The organism is Pseudomonas sp. HLT2-19-2, assembly GCF_054898005.1.
In genome coordinates this window covers 125,952-143,001 of sequence record NZ_CM142712.1, presented here as the reverse complement: position 1 = coordinate 143,001, position 17,050 = coordinate 125,952, and the positions used below count along the sequence as shown (strand labels likewise).

The following is a 17,050-nucleotide window of genomic DNA, read 5'->3' as shown; positions in this document are numbered from 1 at the left end:
GCCGGATCAGGGCAGGATGGCGAACTCGACCGAACACTTGGCGGTAGATAAATATCGCAGGCAAAAAAAGACCCGCATCAGCGCGGGTCTTGGCTTTCGGCAGCGGGTCAGGTTCCGGACTTGATCTTGGTCCAGGCCCGGGTCCGCGCGCGTTCAGCATCGCGAGGCAAAGCTTGCAAGGTGTACAGCGTGCCCATTGCCGCTTCGGTCGGGTACAGGTTCGGGTTGTTGCGGATCGCCGGGTTGACCATTTCCGTGGCGTCCTTGTTCGGGTTCGGGTAGCCGACGAAGTCGCTGACCGGCGCGATCACCTGCGGCTGCAGCAAGTAGTTGATGAAGGTGTAGGCGTCTTCCGGATTCTTCGCGCCTTTGGGGATCGCGAGCATGTCGAACCAGATTGGCGCGCCTTCTTTCGGCAGGCGCATGTCGACGATCACACCGTTCTTGGCTTCCTTGGCGCGGTTAGCGGCCTGGGAGAAGCTGCCGGAGTAACCGACAGCGACGCAGATGTCCCCGTTGGCGATGTCGGCCATGTACTTCGAAGAGTGGAAGTAGGTGACGTACGGACGAATCTTCATCAACAGCGCTTCAGCCTTTTCGTAATCCGCAGGCTTCTTGCTGTTGGGGTCCAGGCCGAGGTATTGCAGGGCCAGTGGCAGAATCTCCGAAGGCGAGTCGAGCAGGGCCACGCCGCACTGCTTGAGCTTGCTGATGTTCTCTTCCTTGAAGATCAGGTCCCAGCTGTCCACCGGTGCGTTGTCGCCTAATGCCGCTTTGATCTTGTCCGGGTTGAAGCCGATCAGGATGGTCCCGTACATGTACGGCACGGCAAATTTATTGCCCGGATCGTTGGCTTCGATCAGCTTCATCAGCTTGGGATCAAGGTGGTTCCAGTTCGGCAGTTTGCTGCGATCGAGCGGCTGAAACACGCCGGCTTCGATCTGCTTGGCGAGGAACACGTTGGACGGCACGACCACGTCATAGCCGGAATTGCCGGTCAGCAACTTGGCCTCCAGCGCTTCGTTAGTGTCGAAGATGTCGTAGACCAGTTTGGTCTGGGTGTTCTGGGTCTTGAAGTCTTCCAGGGTTTTGGGGGTGATGTAGTCGAACCAGTTGTAGACGCGCAACGTTCGCTCTTCAGCGTGAGCGGCACCACTGAGCACTGTGGCGCACAGCACTGTGGGGAAGAGTGCGGGAGCGATAAAACGCTTGAGACTTTTCATTCTTCTAATTCCTCATTGGGCGCTTTCAAAACCTTCGAGAACGTTCACGGCATTGATGCCGATTTCTTCAACCGCGTAGCCACCTTCCATCACGAACAGCGTCGGCTTGCCGAGGCCCGCGATGCGCGCGCCCATTGCCAGGTAATCCGGGCTGTCGAGCTTGAATTGGGAGATGGGATCGTCCTTGAACGTATCGACGCCCAGGGAGACGACGACGATATCGGCGCCGTATTTTTCGATCTCTTTGCAGGCGTGTTCCAGCGCGGCGCTCCAACTGTCCCAGCCGCTGCCAGCCGGCAAAGGGTAGTTGAAGTTGAAACCTTCGCCGGCCCCCTCGCCGAGCTCATCTTCATAACCGAGGAAGAATGGGAACTCGGCTTCCGGATGACCGTGGATCGAGGTGAACAGCACGTCGCTGCGCTCATAGAAAATCGATTGGGTACCGTTGCCGTGGTGGTAGTCGACGTCGAGGATCGCGACCTTCTTGTGGCCCTGGTCGAGGAAGGCTTGAGCGGCGATGGCGGCGTTGTTGAGGTAGCAATAACCGCCCATCAAATCGCTGGCGGCGTGGTGTCCCGGTGGACGGCACAAAGCGAAGGCACTGCGGGCGCCGCGTTGAATGACGGCTTGAGCGGTCAACGCAACTTGCGCCGCGCTGTACGCCGCTTGCCAGGTGCCGGCGGTAATCGGTGCGCCGCCGTCGAAGCTGTAATAGCCGAGCTGGCCGTGCAGGCTGGTGGGCATGATTCGGCGCAGCGTGCGGGCCGGCCAGGTGTAGGGCAGCAAATCGCCGTCGGTATTGAATTCGGTCCAGCGTGCCCAGGCGCCTTTGAAGAAGTCGAGGTAGTCGCGGCTGTGGATGCGCGCAATCGGGTCGAGGCCGAAATCCTGTGGCGCCTCGACCGGGCCAAGGTCGCGGTATTGCACGCGTTGCAGCACATGGTCGGCACGCGAGGGCATTTCGAAGCAGGGCATCAATTGCCCGTCCATCAATTCACAACGGCCGTGGTGCAGGTGGTGATCGTCCGAGTAGATCGTCAGCATTTCTTGTTCTCCGCAGGCTGATTCGGTTGAACACAGTCTTGCGGCGGGCGGCGATTGGGAGAACGGCAGGAAAGGCCAAAAGGGGATCAATATGGCCAAAAGATTTGACCGAAATTCGCCCCTTAATGGCGCGATGGTGCCCCCGCTTGGGGCGGATAGCAAAAAGATCGCAGGCTGCGATCTTTTGATCTTCAGGGCCGGAACTGACTCGGTGCCACGCCACTCCAGCGCACAAATGCATGCCGGAAACTCGCGGTCTCGCTGAACCCCAATGCCTCGGCAATCCGATAGATAGGCAGTTGATCCTCACAGAGCATAAGTTTGGCCTGCTCGAAGCGCAATTCATCCAGCAGTTCCTGGTAGCTACAACCGAGATCTTTAAGATGTCGCCGCAGCGTGCGCGCCGAACAGTTCAACTGTTCGGCCAGCCCATCCAGGCCCGGCGCCGCATTGAGTTGCGCAGCGAGTAGTTGGCGAATACGCCCGAGCCAGGCCTGACGCCCGGTGAACTCGGTATTTTGCTTGCGACAACGCTCGGCCATGGCCTGATGGGTGATGGCGTCGGCCAGAGGCAGAGGTTGTTCAAGCCTGCGTTTGTCGAAAGCAAAGGCATTGGACACGGCATCGAACTGCAAGGGGCAGTCGAAACGCTCGGTGTAACGCGCCTGATAGTCCGGCGCCGGGTGTTCGAAGCGGGCGCCGAGCAGAGGCAGAGGGTGGCCGAGCAGGTCTTCGCAGGTGACTTTCATCGATACCAGACAAAATTCGACATTGAACGGTGCCAACGCCGGATTTTCCCGATAGTCGCCCGCGGTGAGCCAAATGCGCTCGCCATCTTCCTCCAGGCTCAACTCGAACAGTGTTCCCAATAGCGCCGGATAGTGCAGCGCCAACCGCAAGGCGTCACCTAAAGTGGCGCTGGTGAGTAAGGCGTACCCGAGCATACCGTAGGAAGAGACGTGCATCCGCCGGCCCAACTCCAGACCGATATCGCGGCGTAGCGCGACGGCGTTGGCGCAAACCAGCATCTCTTGATTGGTGGTGATGCGTGTGTCTGCCCGGCTCAGATCCGCCGCGCTGATGCCGCTGCCGGCCAGCAATACCTCGCTGGACAGGCCTTCGGCCTTGAAGGCGTTGAGCACCAGGGAAACAGCGTTGAGGGTGGTGAGGTGGGAGTGGAGCATGGGAGGTTCCAACCTTGGGATGGCTGGAGGACAGCAAGTTGTATGCCGAGAGATGAACCTGTGGGAGATTCTATGGTTGAGGGGAAGCCCTCAACCGGTTTTGGGTTGTGTCAGCTGAGTTCGCCGCAGAGGTCCAGTTCTACAAGGCGCCGTACTTCAGCGGTGTGGAGCCCGGCACCGAGCAACCCATGCAACTTGCCGAAAGCCGCTTCACGGGTCATGCCGCCGCCCGAAAGCACGCCTGCACCGCGCAACCGGCTACCGGCCTCGTAAACATCCAGCTCAACGCCGCCTTCATGGCACTGCGTAACCGCCACAACCACAACACCCTTGTCCCGTGCCCGTTCCAGGCTGGCGAGAAACTCGGGGTTATCGCTCGGCCCGGTACCGCTGCCGTAGCACTCCAGAACCAGCCCCTGAATGCCGCTGTTCAGCACACCATCAAGTTGCTCGGCGCCAATGCCGGGAAACAACGGCAGCACAGCGATTTTCGCCAGTTGCTTGTTCTGGTTGTAGTTCAGTTGCGCGGGTAGCGAAGTCGCTTTCACGCCGCCACCCTGACGCTTCAGTCGCTTGAACGGATGACGACCGAAACTGCGAACCTTCGCGCAACGAGTCGGGTCTAGCAGCTCGCCGTGGAAGTACAGATGCACGCCCGGCGCAAGGCCTTGCCCCAGAGCAACCAGCGCGCCGCTGAGGTTTTCCCAGGCATCGCTGTCGGCTACACCCGCCGGCAGCATGGAACCGGTGAACACCACGCGGGCATGCAGGCCGAGCAACTGAAAGCTCATGGCTGCAGCGCTGTAGGCGAGGGTGTCGGTGCCGTGCAAGATCAGCACGCTGTCGCAGCCCTGGACATCGACAGCGTCAACCACCGCTTCACGCAGTTGCTGCCAGTAAGCCGGGCTCATGTTGGCGCTGTCGATCAGCGGTGACATCTCGCGAAAGCGCCACTGCGGCACAACGAGATCAGGCTGGCTGTGCAGGTACTCGCGCATCCGCGCTTCGAAACCGGACGCCGGGGCCAGGCCGTGAACGCTGGCTTGCATACCGATGGTGCCACCGGTGTAGAGCACCATGACGTGCTGGGCGGCAGGATAGGTCGAGGAATTCATGGGGGTTCTCCGAGAACGATGACAGCATGCGGTCGAGCATGACGCTGACCGCACGTTGTGTCACGTCGGGCGCAGGGGATGCGCCCGGTTTTTTACCGATCAGCGTTGCGCTGCGGGTACGCCTTGCGGCTCAGCTTCAGCCTTGATGGCGGCAGCGGGCGGATTGGCTGGCCAGGCTTTCAAGTCCAGGTCCAGATCCGGGAACTTGCTCGAATCGAACACTGGCGTCTTGATACCGGCCGCGCGCTGGTCATCGTAGTCACGCAGGATGCGCATGCCGACTTTGAACAGCAGAAACAGTGCGATCAGGTTCACGAACGCCAGCAGGGTCATGGTGATGTCAGCGAAGGCGAACACCGTACCCAGGTTCTCGATCGCACCCCAGTAGATCAACACCAGTACCAGTGCGCGGTAGCCGATCAGCGCCTTGCGGTTTTCACCGATCAGGAACCGCAGGTTGTTCTCGCCCAGGTAGTAGTTGTAGAGAATCGAGGTGAACACGAACAACGACAGGGCTACGGAAATGAAACTCCGGCCCCAGTCACCGACGACGGCGGCCAGCGAGTTCTGAGTCAGGGCAATGCCGTCGCCTTCGAAGCCTGGTGTGTAGAAGCCCGAGAGCAGGATCAGCAACGCGGTGCAGGTGCAGATCACAAAGGTGTCGAGGAACACGCTGAACGCCTGAACCACGCCTTGCGAAACCGGGTGCTCGACCGAGGCCACAGCGGCCACGTTTGGCGCACTGCCCAGGCCTGCTTCGTTGGCGAACACGCCGCGCTTCACGCCCATGACGATGGCACTGCCGATCAGGCCGCCGAAGGCCTGGTCGAGACCAAAGGCGCTTTTGACGATGGTCATCAACATGCCCGGAACGTGGTCGAATTGCAGCACGATCACGTAGATGGTCACGCCGATGTACACCAGGGTTTTCACCGGCACCAACAGGTCAGCGACCTTGGCGATCCGCTTGATGCCACCGATGAACACCAGACCCAGCAACACCGCCAGGGCCAGGCCCGTGTAAGTGGGGTCGAGGTCGAAAGCGTTTTTCAGCGAGTGGGTCACGGCGTGGGATTGCAGACCGTTGAAGGCGAAGCCGAAGGTGATCAGCAGCAGGAACGCCATGATCATGCCCAGCCAGCGTTTCTGCAGGCCGTGCTGGATGTAATAGGACGGACCGCCACGGTACGTGCCGTCGGAATCGCAGCGCTTGTAGAGCTGGCCGAGGGAGCATTCGAAGAAGCTGCTGGACATGCCGACCAACGCGGTCACCCACATCCAGAACACCGCGCCCGGACCACCCAGGGTCACGGCGATACCGACACCGGCGATGTTACCCGCACCGACGCGACCGGCGAGGCTGAGCATCAAGGCCTGGAACGAACTGAGTTGACCGGCGCTGCTTTTCAGGCTGTCGCGGAACACCGCGAACATGTGGAAGAAGTGGCGCAATTGAACGAAACGCGAGCGGATCGTGAAGTAGCTACCGAGCCCGACAATGAGCACGATCAGTACTTTTCCTGAGAGGAAGTCGTTAATGACTTCGAGCATGGATTATTCCTCGCTGTTTTTTGTGTAGGCAAATGCTGGATGGTCAGAAATATCGCGTTACACCGGCTTGCGCGTGGCACAACAGGTGAGGCGAAGGTTCGTCCCGGTTCCATATCGCGGGTTGTTATTAGTTCGGGTTTCGCATGGGTTTGGGCCTCGTTACCGACGACCGCTCACGCGAAGAGGGCCGGCACTATACCTATGAGCGTGCCATCCGTCTGCACGGTTGTGGTGCAAGCGACGAACGAAGCCTTTGAAACACCTGACTTTTTTGAAGTCAGGCTGGTGTGGGAGGGCGAGAGCCCTATTTCCACAGAAGTCTTTTTCCTGCCAATGAGTAAAAAAAAAGGGCTTGGGGAATAAATCCCCAAGCCCTCAAAAGGTGAGAGGTGTCTAGTCCCTCGACCTGGTGAGCGTGGCGCTTCGTGCTCTTCGTTGAAAGAGCAAGCGCCGGCGTTGCGTTTGGTTAAGCCTTCAGAGGCACCAGACGCGGAGCAATCATGTTTTCCGGGCGCAGAATGTCGGCGAGCATTTCGTCGTCGAGCAAGCCTTCTTCACGCACCAGTTCCAGCACGCCGCGGCCGCTTTCCAGCGCGATACGGGCGATGCGGGTGGCGTTTTCATAACCGATGTACGGGTTCAGCGCAGTGACCAGGCCGATCGAGTGTTCGACCAGTTCGCGGCAACGCTCTTCGTTGGCGGTGATGCCGACGATGCAGTGTTCGCGCAGCATGTCCATGGCGCGTTGCAGCAAGCGGATCGAGTCGAAGATCTTGAACGCGATCAGCGGCTCCATCACGTTCAGTTGCAATTGGCCGCCTTCGGCCGCGATGGTCAGCGCCAGGTCGTTGCCGATGATCTGGAACGCCACCTGATTGACCGCTTCCGGGATAACCGGGTTGACCTTGCCGGGCATGATCGAGCTGCCTGGCTGACGCGCCGGCAGGTTGATTTCGTTGATGCCGGTGCGTGGGCCGCTGGACAGCAGGCGCAGGTCGTTGCAGATCTTCGACAGCTTGACCGCGGTGCGCTTGAGCATGCCGGAGAACAGCACGAAGGCGCCCATGTCGGAGGTGGCTTCGATCAGGTCGGCGGCTGGAACCAGCGGTTGACCGCTGATCAGTGCCAGACGCTGAACGGCCAGGAGTTGGTAGCGTGGGTCGGCGTTGATGCCGGTGCCAATCGCGGTGCCGCCCAGGTTCACTTCGGTCAGCAGCTCAGGAGCCAGTGTCTTCAGACGCGCCAGGTCTTCGCCCAGCGTGGTGGCGAAAGCGCGGAATTCTTGACCCAGGGTCATCGGCACGGCGTCTTGCAGCTGGGTACGACCCATCTTCAATACGTGGCTGAACTCCTGGCCCTTGGCGGCGAACGCCTGGATCAGGCTGTCGAGGCTGGCCAGCAACGCATCGTGACCCAGCAGCAGACCCAGACGGATCGCGGTCGGGTAGGCGTCGTTGGTCGACTGCGCCATGTTCACGTCGTTGTTCGGGTGCAGGTATTGGTATTCGCCCTTCTGGTGACCCATGGCCTCCAGCGCGATGTTGGCGATGACTTCGTTGGCATTCATGTTGGTTGAAGTGCCAGCGCCGCCTTGAATCATGTCCACCACGAACTCTTCGTGGAAATCGCCGCGGATCAAACGTGCACAGGCTTCGCTGATGGCAGCGTGCTTGGCTTCGCTCAGGTGACCCAGTTCGCGGTTGGCGTCAGCGGCGGCCTGCTTGACCATTGCCAGGCCGACAACCAGCTTCGGGTAATGCGAAATCGGAACGCCGGAGAGACGGAAGTTGTTCACCGCTCGCAGGGTCTGGATGCCGTAATACGCTTGAGCAGGTACTTCGAGTACGCCAAGCAGGTCTTTTTCTGTGCGGAAAGATGCAGCGGAAGACATGATAGAAATCATCTCGATAGGGACCCGGTCTGTGCCGGAACACTGCAAATGCTAGGCTCGTGGAGAATTTTGGGCCAATGCTGTTAAACACTAGCCTATGCACATTCGGCATAATGCCGGTGTGACGCCGTGTCTGCGGCGAGCGTGTGACCTAAATTGGTGCGTGTCCGGGAGGCCGTGATGAACCTTGAAAGTAAATGGCTTGAGGACTTTAGTGCTCTGGCTGCCACTCGCAGCTTCTCCCAAGCTGCCGAAAGACGCTTCGTAACGCAGCCGGCATTCAGTCGGCGGATCCGCAGCCTCGAAGCTGCGCTGGGGCTGCAACTGGTCAATCGCTCGCGCACACCGATCGAGCTGACGGCGGCGGGGCAGCTGTTTCTGGTCACCGCGCGGACCGTGGTTGAGCAGCTCGGTGAAGTACTGCGTCACCTTCATCACCTGGAAGGCGGGCAGGGCGAGGTGATGCAGGTTGCGGCCGCTCACTCGTTGGCGTTGGGTTTCTTTCCACGGTGGATCGCGCAATTGCGTAATGAAGGCCTGAACATCGCAACGCGCCTGGTGGCGACCAACGTCGGCGACGCGGTGCATGCGCTGCGTGAAGGGGGTTGCGATCTGATGTTGGCGTTCTACGACCCGGATGCCGCGATGCAGATGGACCCGGAAATCTTTCCGTCGCTGCATTTGGGCCATACCGAGATGCTCCCGGTCTGCGCGGCCGATGCTGACGGCAAGCCACTGTTCGACCTGGAAGGCGAGGCCAGCGTGCCGCTGCTCGCTTATAGCGCCGGGGCGTTTCTCGGGCGTTCGGTGAACATGCTGCTGCGCCAACGGGCGCTGCGCTTCACTACCATTTATGAAACAGCCATGGCCGACAGCCTTAAAAGTATGGCGCTGGAAGGGTTGGGCATTGCCTGGGTGCCGCAGCTCAGCGTGCGCGCCGAACTGGCGCGCGGTGAGTTGGTGGTTTGCGGCGGCCCGCAATGGCATGTGCCGCTGGAGATTCGTTTGTACCGCTGCGCGTTGGTGCGCAAGGCCAACGTACGATTGCTGTGGCGCAAGCTTGAGGGCGGGGCGGCGGGCAATACCTGAGTTGGATAAACAGCGAGTGGTTACGGAACGTCACCGAGGAACGACTTGATAAGTTCCCGGTTACCGTCGCTATAGCGATAACAATTGGACAGCCCGGGAGTGACATTGCGCATAAAAGTTTCACACCACCATCCGTTATATCGAACTTCGGAAAGTTCATGATTGGCAGTGAGCATATGTCCCAGTTCATGGCCGACTATTTGTTTTCCGATCAGTGACGCAATACCGAACTGTTGGCCAGGGCTCGCGACGCCCAGAACCTCATTGTTGACTATTGCACTGTTGGTCAACAGCAAAAATTTTGTGGTCCTGTTATGCGGGAGGTTCTGATCGTCGCGGTAGTTTCGGGCTAGCGTTTCCCATCCGCGATAAGAAATTTCGCTGGCAGCCTGGTAAGGATAATTTGTGTAGGGCGGCCGGTTTCTGATGAGCTCTACCGACACGCGCCGACCTGAAATTGCTGTGATTTCCTTAACCCAATCCAGGAGATAACTTTGGAAAATCGAGCCAATGGCCGACTCAGGTATGTCGTCATGGATAAATGCAAACACGAAAATCGGCTTTTTTTCTGTAGGTGTAGTACTGAAGCCTTTGAATGTTAAAGAAGCTTCTGAGTGGGTTGGAGGCCAGGGAGTATCGTTCAGTACTGTCGTTGCGTGTCCCATTTGAGTTGTTAAAAAGATTATTAAGTAGAGCGTGAATCTGGTTAGTGTTGACATAGAGAATCTCGAACTTAATGCGTGGATAACCGCATGAGTGTTTTAAGTGTGATTAGTTGAAGGCGCCGTTTTTTCTGCGCCGAATGTTATTAATAATACTTGGCGCGTTATTTGTAATGGGTGGTTTTATTGCAGGAAATGTTTTATTGGAAAGGGTCGGTGAAAGTCGTGTTCAAATGGCTTGACTATAAAGTCAATAAAGGTGACCGACGTTGATTGAAACTAGTCGCATGACAGATGGTCGCCGCAGGGGCTGTTTATCTGTGGCATTGAGGTATACTGCGCGGCCTTTGGCCGGTTCGTCCGGCCATAATTCGTACAATCAAGCCACGCATTTTGCGTGGTTTGTTGTTTTTTGACGCGCCTGCGGGCGCCCAGAGAGAAGAGGCACGACGATGAGTGCACTGGTTGGCGTGATCATGGGCTCCAAGTCCGATTGGTCCACCCTTAGCCACACCGCCGATATGCTGGAAAAGCTCGGCATCCCTTACGAGGTGAAAGTGGTCTCTGCCCACCGCACCCCGGACCTGCTCTTCCAGTACGCCGAAGAGGCTGAGGCGCGTGGCATCGAGGTGATCATCGCCGGTGCCGGCGGCGCAGCCCACTTGCCAGGCATGTGTGCGGCCAAGACCCACCTGCCGGTCTTGGGCGTGCCGGTGCAGTCGTCGATGCTGTCGGGCGTCGATTCGCTGCTGTCTATCGTGCAGATGCCCGCAGGCATCCCGGTCGCCACCCTGGCCATCGGCAAGGCCGGTGCGATCAACGCCGCGCTGCTGTCGGCGAGCATCCTCGGCGCCAAGCACCCGCAGTTCCACGCTGTGCTGAAAACTTTCCGTGCTGAGCAGACAGACAGCGTTCTGGAAAATCCAGACCCACGCATCGCCTGAGGTTGTTGACGATGAAGATCGGTGTAATCGGTGGCGGCCAGTTGGGTCGCATGTTGGCCCTGGCGGGCACTCCGCTGGGCATGAACTTCGCTTTTCTGGACCCTGCGCCGGATGCTTGCGCAGCCGCGTTGGGCGAACACCTGCGGGCCGATTACGGCGATCAGGATCACCTGCGTCAGCTGGCCGATGAAGTCGATCTGGTGACCTTCGAGTTCGAGAGCGTCCCGGCCGAAACCGTAGCGTTCCTGTCGCAATTCGTCCCGGTCTACCCAAGCGCCGAAGCCCTGCGTATCGCCCGTGATCGCTGGTTCGAAAAAAGCATGTTCAAGGACCTGGGGATTCCCACCCCGGCGTTTGCCGACATTCAATCGCAAGCCGATCTGGACGCCGCGGTTGCTTCCATCGGTCTGCCAGCCGTGCTGAAAACCCGCACCCTGGGTTATGACGGCAAGGGCCAGAAGGTTCTGCGCAAGCCTGAAGACGTGGCCGGCACGTTCGCCGAGCTGGGCAGCGTGGCCTGCCTGCTGGAAGGGTTCGTGCCGTTTACCGGCGAAGTCTCGTTGATCGCCGTGCGCGCTCGCGATGGTGAGACCCAGTTTTATCCGCTGGTTCACAACACCCACGACAGCGGCATCCTCAAGCTGTCCGTGGCCAGCACTGACCATCCCCTGCAAGCCTTGGCGCAAGACTATTCCAGCCGTGTGCTCAAGCAGCTGAACTACGTCGGCGTGATGGCGTTCGAGTTCTTCGAAGTCGACGGTGGCCTCAAGGCCAACGAGATTGCCCCGCGGGTCCACAACTCGGGTCACTGGACCACTGAAGGCGCCGAGTGCAGCCAGTTCGAAAACCACCTGCGGGCCATTGCCGGTCTGCCACTGGGTTCGACGGCCAAGGTCGGCGAAAGCGCAATGCTCAACTTCATCGGTAAAGTGCCGGAGACCGAGCGAGTTCTGGCCATTGCCGATTGCCATCTGCATCACTATGGCAAGGCGTTCAAGGTCGGTCGCAAGGTCGGTCACGCCAATCTGCGCTGCGCCGACAGGGCCACGCTGGAGCAGCAGATCCTCAAGGTCGAAGCGCTCATCGCCGAATAGTTTCATGTGGCAGCGGCGGAACCATTCAGGGCCCGCCGTTCTCTCATGGCAGGATGCCAAAGTCTGACTAGGCTTGGACGTAGCACTTAATCAGAGGGAAATGCCATGGGAATTATTGGAACCATCTTTATCGGCTTGATCGTCGGCCTGCTGGCTCGGTTCCTGAAACCGGGCGATGACAACATGGGCTGGATCATGACCATCCTGCTCGGTATCGGCGGTTCGCTGGCGGCCACTTATGGCGGCCAGGCTCTGGGCCTTTATCAAGCCGGCCAAGGCGCGGGCTTCCTGGGTGCGCTGATCGGTGCCGTGATTCTGCTGGTGCTCTACGGCTTGATCAAAAAGAACTGATTCAAGCGACAAAGCCCTCTCTGCCAATCGCGCGGGGAGGGCTAGAATGCGCGGCGTCGTAACGTCCTCTCCTTTGCCGAGCACCTCCATGCGCCGTCTTCTACTGACTTTTCTTTTACTGGGGATGGGCGTTGCCCATGCCGGCGAACTGCCGGAAACCGACTGGCTCGAACTGATGCCCAAGTCGGACCAGAAAGCCCTCGAAGCCATGCCCGAAATCGACCACAACTCCCCCGAAGCCAATGGCACCTTTACCCAAAAGGGTGGCATGAAGCAGAGCAAGGGCTTGCCGGCGGTGATGTATTCGAGCAAAACCGTGCCGTCGATGAACGACAAGAACATCCGCATCGGCGGTTATCCGGTGCCGCTGGAGTCCGACGCCAAGGGCCGCAGCACGCTGTTCTTCCTCGTGCCGTACCCGGGCGCCTGCATCCACGTGCCGCCGCCACCGCCTAATCAACTGGTGTTGGTGCGTTATCCGAAAGGCTTGAAGCTGGATGATATCTACACGCCGCTGTGGGTGACCGGCACGCTGAAAATCGAGAAGGTCAACAACGACCTCGCTGACGCGGCGTATGCGCTGGATGCGGCGAAAGTGCGAGTAGTGGAAGAGTCGGATTTGTAACGCGCCAGTCAGGCTGGCAAAGATCAACTGTGGTGTTGATTAGAGCGGTGCGCTGCCGATGCTGACGCCCAAGGTATGGCTCGCACCCGGCGCCAGCGTCACCACATCATCCATCACATTCGCCGTTTCGATGCACAGCATCCGCTGCCAGCCATCGTCCGCCATGTCACTGAACGCTGCAGCCCGATCAATCCACGGGTTCCAGATCACCGCCGAGCGTGAACCGCTGCTGGTCAGTTCGATGCGCCGTTCCCAGGCCGGATCGACAATGCTCAGCTTCGCCGGGGTATTGAGGTAGATGCGATCAGTCTCGCCGGCAAAACGCAGATCGCCGGTCTGAGTGACGGTCTTCCAGTCGTCCAGCGTCTCGATGTAACTCAAGCCATCCAGCCCTTCAACATGCACGTTGCGTACATCGCTGACCGCGAAATAGCTGTGCAGTGCCTGGCTGATGGTGACGTTGTCAGTGCCCTGGTTATGGCTGGTCAGGCTGATGTGCAGTTGCTCATCCAGACGAATGCTCAGCTTCAAATCCACCTGATGTGGCCAACCTGGCAAGCCGCCTTGCGGGTATGGCAAAAGGAATTCCACCTTCAGGCTTTCGCCTTCGGTTTCAATGCCACCCAGTTCCCAGTCCATCGCCCGCACCAGCCCGTGGGCGGTCGGCGGTTCGTTGCTGACGCGCATCGCTTGAACACTTTGCGGGTTGCGCGGCAGGTTACCGAACCACGGCCAGCACACCGGAACCCCGGCGCGGATGCTCTTGCCGGTCTTGAATACCGCCTCGTCGTTGAGCCAGATCAGCGGCGGTTGCCCGGCTAATTGATAACTGAGGATGTGCGCGCCTTGCTGGGCGACCAGCAATTCGGCCTGACCGTGGCGGATGCGCCAGCAGTTCAGTTCATCCAGTTTCACGGCTTCAACGTTGGGCGTGCTCATGGGGCAATTCTCGATCAGGAACAATGACTGCGATGGACCGCTGAAAGGTCGCAGCGTTTAACGAGCTCGTGGCGGAACCGAACGGGTGCGGCCGCTGCCATCGATGGCGACGAACACAAACACGGCTTCAGTCACTTTACGCCACTCGCTGGACAACGGATCGTCACTCCAGACTTCGACCATCATCTGAATCGAGCTGCGGCCGATTTCCAGCGCCTGGGTATAGAAGGAGAGCTGAGCGCCCACCGCTACCGGAACCAGAAACGCCATACGGTCGATTGCCACCGTGGCCACGCGCCCGCCCGCGACTTTGCTGGCCATTGCGGTGCCGGCCAAATCCATTTGCGCTACCAGCCAGCCGCCGAAAATATCGCCAAAGCCGTTGGTTTCGCGAGGGAGCGCGGTAATTTGCAGGGCAAGGTCGCCTTGCGGGATTGGATCTTCTTGTTCGAGCTCTATCATGCCGGGGGTGCCTCTGACCCGTGACTCTTCATATAGGTAGCGGGTGAATAGCCATCTTGGAAAAACGATTCAGCCCCGAACATACTACGTTCGTCACGTTTTTCGTAAGGCGCCTAAAGGGAAACTCTGCGAAATCGGCTGACAGGTGCCAACGACGTTTTCGCACAGCAACCCCTTACAAGCAGGTGCAGGATTGCGAGTATATCGATCGGTAGACTCCGAGACGACCGTCCGGTTCTCATTTAGACCGTCAATTACGCGCCTCTATGTGCTTTTTCGAACAATTTGCTATCGTGCCGGACCTGCCCAAGCCTCCGCCAGCGTTGTTGGGGTTGCAGATCCGACTATAAGAGAAGCCTTGCCATGACCACAGCGCCCTCGAGCATCGCGCAGCCCACTCAGTCCGCACGTCCGCTGACCCGCAACGACTACAAGACTTTATCGCTGTCTGCCCTGGGCGGCGCGCTGGAGTTTTACGACTTCATCATTTTCGTGTTCTTCGCCACGGTGGTGGGCAAGCTGTTCTTCCCGGCCGACATGCCTGAGTGGCTGCGCTTGATGCAGACTTTCGGGATCTTTGCCGCCGGCTACCTGGCGCGACCACTGGGCGGCATCGTCATGGCGCACTTCGGCGACCTGCTGGGACGCAAGAAGATGTTCACCCTGAGTATTTTCATGATGGCGGTGCCGACCCTGATCATGGGTTTGTTGCCGACTTATGCGCAGATCGGCATGTGGGCGCCGATCCTGTTGCTGCTGATGCGGGTGATTCAGGGCGCGGCGATTGGCGGTGAAGTGCCGGGCGCGTGGGTTTTCGTTTCCGAACACGTACCGCAGCGTCATATCGGCTACGCCTGCGGCACCCTGACCAGCGGTCTGACGGCTGGCATCCTGCTGGGGTCGCTGGTCGCCACCGCGATCAACAGCATTTACACCCCGGTAGAAGTCGCGGATTACGCCTGGCGGATTCCGTTCCTGCTGGGCGGCGTGTTTGGCCTGTTCTCGGTTTACCTGCGCCGCTGGTTGCACGAGACGCCGGTGTTCGCCGAGCTGCAACTGCGCAAGGCCCTGGCTGAAGAAGTGCCGCTGCGCGCCGTGTTGCGTGATCATCGTGGGGCGATCTTGATTTCCATGCTGCTGACCTGGCTGCTGTCCGCCGGCATCATCGTGGTCATTCTGATGACCCCGACCGTGCTGCAGACCGTCTACCACTTCTCGCCAACCACCGCGTTGCAGGCAAACAGCCTGGCGATCGTGTTTCTGAGTGTGGGATGCGTCGCCTCCGGTGCACTGGCTGACCGCTTTGGTGCTGGTCGCATCTTTGTGTTCGGCAGTGCGCTGCTGCTGATCAGCTCGTGGACCTTCTATCACAGCCTGTTCAACCACCCTGACTGGCTGTTCCCGATGTACGCCTTGACCGGCTTCCTGGTCGGCACCATCGGTGCGGTGCCTTACGTGATGGTCAAAGCCTTCCCGGCGGTGGTGCGCTTCAGCGGTTTGTCGTTCTCCTACAACCTGGCTTACGCCATCTTCGGCGGCCTGACCCCGATGGTCGTCACTTTGCTGCTCAAGGAAAGCCCAATGGGGCCGGCCTATTACGTGGCGATCATTTGCGGTGTCGGGATTCTGGTGGGTGGGTATCTCTGGAAGAAGGGCCGCTAGATGCTGGCCTTTCATCTAATTGTCATATTTCAGCCATAGAGTGTTCACACGGCCTGCTGATACTTGGCCCCGACTTAACACACCTATCTGCTAGGAGTAAGGCATGAAACTGAAGCGTTTGATGGCGGCAATGACTTTTGTCGCTGCTGGCGTTGCGACTGCCAACGCGGTTGCCGCTGTTGACCCTGCTATCCCGAGCTACACCAAGACCACTGGTGTGTCGGGCAACCTGTCCAGCGTCGGCTCCGATACCCTGGCCAACCTCATGACCCTGTGGGCTGAGAACTACAAAAAAGAATACCCGAACGTAAACATCCAGATTCAGGCTGCCGGTTCGTCGACCGCGCCACCTGCGCTGACTGAAGGCACCGCTAACCTGGGCCCGATGAGCCGCAAGATGAAGGACAACGAGCTGCAGGCCTTCGAAACCAAATATGGCTACAAGCCAACCGCTATCCCGGTTGCCGTGGATGCCCTGGCTGTGTTCGTGCACAAAGACAACCCGATCCAGCACATGACCATGGAACAAGTCGACGCGATCTTCTCGTCCACTCGTCTGTGCGGCGCTAAAACCGACGTGAAAACCTGGGGTGACCTGGGTGTGACCGGCGACCTGGCGAACAAGCCGGTTCAACTGTTCGGTCGTAACTCGGTATCGGGCACCTATGGCTACTTCAAAGAAGAAGCCTTGTGCAAAGGCGACTACAAGCCAAACGTCAACGAACAACCAGGTTCGGCTTCGGTCGTGCAGTCGATCAGCTCCTCGCTGAACGGCGTTGGTTACTCGGGCATTGGCTACAAAACCGCTAGCGTGAAAACGGTAGCTCTGGCCAAGAAAGGCAGCACCGAGTTCGTCGAAGACACCGAAGAAAACGCCCTGAACGGCAAGTACCCGCTGTCGCGTTTCCTCTACGTTTACGTCAACAAAGCCCCGAACAAGCCTCTGGCCCCGCTGGAAGCCGAGTTCGTGAAGCTGATTCTGTCCAAACAGGGTCAGGAAGTTGTAGTGAAAGACGGCTACATCCCACTGCCGGCCAAGGTTGCTGCAAAAGCACTGGCTGACCTGGGTCTGCAAGAAGGCGGCAACGTCGCAAAAAAGTAAAACCTTGAGTCCGGGATGATTTCCGGGCTCCAGTGGGAGCGGGTACGCCCGCTCCTACACCCCCAAATTTTTGATCCACTGCCAGTTCCCACTGGCGGCGGATTTGTTGCGT

At 59.0% G+C, this 17,050-nt stretch carries 17 protein-coding genes; 8 read left to right on the top strand and 9 right to left on the bottom strand.

The window, feature by feature from the left end:
• Positions 1 to 107 precede the first annotated feature (107 nt).
• The 5 genes from ACYZTU_RS00690 to ACYZTU_RS00670 form a co-directional block, all read right to left on the bottom strand.
• The gene (locus ACYZTU_RS00690) at positions 108 to 1,223 is read right to left on the bottom strand and encodes a polyamine ABC transporter substrate-binding protein (protein WP_461967306.1); all 1,116 of its coding nucleotides are present in this window, start codon (positions 1,221 to 1,223) and stop codon (positions 108 to 110) included.
• A 12-nt stretch (positions 1,224 to 1,235) separates the two neighbouring features.
• Positions 1,236 to 2,267 carry a histone deacetylase family protein gene (locus ACYZTU_RS00685; RefSeq protein WP_461967304.1) on the bottom strand — a complete coding sequence of 344 codons (1,032 nt, stop codon included), beginning with the start codon at positions 2,265 to 2,267 and terminating at the stop codon, positions 1,236 to 1,238.
• Between the two features lie 191 nt (positions 2,268 to 2,458).
• A complete protein-coding gene (locus tag ACYZTU_RS00680) occupies positions 2,459 to 3,451 on the bottom strand; it encodes an AraC family transcriptional regulator (RefSeq protein WP_461967302.1) in 993 nt (330 codons plus the stop codon).
• A 110-nt stretch (positions 3,452 to 3,561) separates the two neighbouring features.
• Positions 3,562 to 4,566: an asparaginase gene (locus ACYZTU_RS00675; RefSeq protein WP_461967300.1), complete on the bottom strand. Its 1,005-nt coding sequence runs from the start codon at positions 4,564 to 4,566 to the stop codon at positions 3,562 to 3,564.
• Positions 4,567 to 4,665: 99 nt separating this feature from the next.
• Positions 4,666 to 6,117, bottom strand: coding sequence for an alanine/glycine:cation symporter family protein (locus tag ACYZTU_RS00670; protein WP_403142787.1), 1,452 nt, complete (start codon positions 6,115 to 6,117; stop codon positions 4,666 to 4,668).
• 201 nt (positions 6,118 to 6,318) lie between these two features.
• On the opposite strand from ACYZTU_RS00670, the gene ACYZTU_RS00665 reads away from it, so the two are divergent.
• Positions 6,319 to 6,480, top strand: a complete 162-nt coding sequence (locus tag ACYZTU_RS00665; protein ID WP_461967297.1) for a hypothetical protein — start codon at positions 6,319 to 6,321, stop codon at positions 6,478 to 6,480.
• A gap of 103 nt (positions 6,481 to 6,583) precedes the next feature.
• Here ACYZTU_RS00665 and aspA read toward each other — a convergent pair whose 3' ends face one another.
• Positions 6,584 to 8,008, bottom strand: coding sequence for an aspartate ammonia-lyase (aspA, locus tag ACYZTU_RS00660; protein ID WP_347804091.1), 1,425 nt, complete (start codon positions 8,006 to 8,008; stop codon positions 6,584 to 6,586).
• A gap of 180 nt (positions 8,009 to 8,188) precedes the next feature.
• Between aspA and ACYZTU_RS00655 the strand changes: the two genes are divergently transcribed.
• Positions 8,189 to 9,097, top strand: coding sequence for a LysR substrate-binding domain-containing protein (locus ACYZTU_RS00655; protein ID WP_461967295.1), 909 nt, complete (start codon positions 8,189 to 8,191; stop codon positions 9,095 to 9,097).
• Between the two features lie 20 nt (positions 9,098 to 9,117).
• Here ACYZTU_RS00655 and ACYZTU_RS00650 read toward each other — a convergent pair whose 3' ends face one another.
• Positions 9,118 to 9,816: a hypothetical protein gene (locus ACYZTU_RS00650; RefSeq protein ID WP_461967293.1), complete on the bottom strand. Its 699-nt coding sequence runs from the start codon at positions 9,814 to 9,816 to the stop codon at positions 9,118 to 9,120.
• A gap of 395 nt (positions 9,817 to 10,211) precedes the next feature.
• Here ACYZTU_RS00650 and purE point away from each other — a divergent pair, with 395 nt between their 5' ends.
• From purE to ACYZTU_RS00630, 4 genes are all read left to right on the top strand, one after another.
• On the top strand, positions 10,212 to 10,703 hold the full coding sequence (gene purE / locus ACYZTU_RS00645) for a 5-(carboxyamino)imidazole ribonucleotide mutase (protein ID WP_017341565.1): 492 nt from the start codon (positions 10,212 to 10,214) through the stop codon (positions 10,701 to 10,703).
• 11 nt (positions 10,704 to 10,714) lie between these two features.
• Entirely contained in the window at positions 10,715 to 11,797 is a 1,083-nt protein-coding gene (locus tag ACYZTU_RS00640) for a 5-(carboxyamino)imidazole ribonucleotide synthase (protein ID WP_449644527.1), read from the top strand.
• 105 nt (positions 11,798 to 11,902) lie between these two features.
• Positions 11,903 to 12,148, top strand: coding sequence for a GlsB/YeaQ/YmgE family stress response membrane protein (locus ACYZTU_RS00635; RefSeq protein WP_461967291.1), 246 nt, complete (start codon positions 11,903 to 11,905; stop codon positions 12,146 to 12,148).
• A gap of 88 nt (positions 12,149 to 12,236) precedes the next feature.
• Positions 12,237 to 12,773 (top strand): DUF3299 domain-containing protein, encoded by a 537-nt coding sequence (locus ACYZTU_RS00630; protein ID WP_461967289.1) that lies wholly within the window; start codon positions 12,237 to 12,239, stop codon positions 12,771 to 12,773.
• A gap of 39 nt (positions 12,774 to 12,812) precedes the next feature.
• Here ACYZTU_RS00630 and ACYZTU_RS00625 read toward each other — a convergent pair whose 3' ends face one another.
• Together ACYZTU_RS00625 and ACYZTU_RS00620 are read right to left on the bottom strand one after the other, a co-directional pair.
• Positions 12,813 to 13,712 (bottom strand): D-hexose-6-phosphate mutarotase, encoded by a 900-nt coding sequence (locus ACYZTU_RS00625; RefSeq protein ID WP_461967288.1) that lies wholly within the window; start codon positions 13,710 to 13,712, stop codon positions 12,813 to 12,815.
• Positions 13,713 to 13,769: 57 nt separating this feature from the next.
• Complete coding sequence (locus ACYZTU_RS00620) at positions 13,770 to 14,174, bottom strand: acyl-CoA thioesterase (protein ID WP_007896491.1); 405 nt, start codon at positions 14,172 to 14,174, stop codon at positions 13,770 to 13,772.
• Positions 14,175 to 14,537: 363 nt separating this feature from the next.
• Here ACYZTU_RS00620 and ACYZTU_RS00615 point away from each other — a divergent pair, with 363 nt between their 5' ends.
• Positions 14,538 to 15,836: an MFS transporter gene (locus ACYZTU_RS00615; RefSeq protein WP_461967286.1), complete on the top strand. Its 1,299-nt coding sequence runs from the start codon at positions 14,538 to 14,540 to the stop codon at positions 15,834 to 15,836.
• A 103-nt stretch (positions 15,837 to 15,939) separates the two neighbouring features.
• Positions 15,940 to 16,938, top strand: a complete 999-nt coding sequence (locus ACYZTU_RS00610) for a phosphate ABC transporter substrate-binding protein PstS (RefSeq protein WP_403099892.1) — start codon at positions 15,940 to 15,942, stop codon at positions 16,936 to 16,938.
• The last annotated feature ends 112 nt before the right edge of the window (positions 16,939 to 17,050 follow it).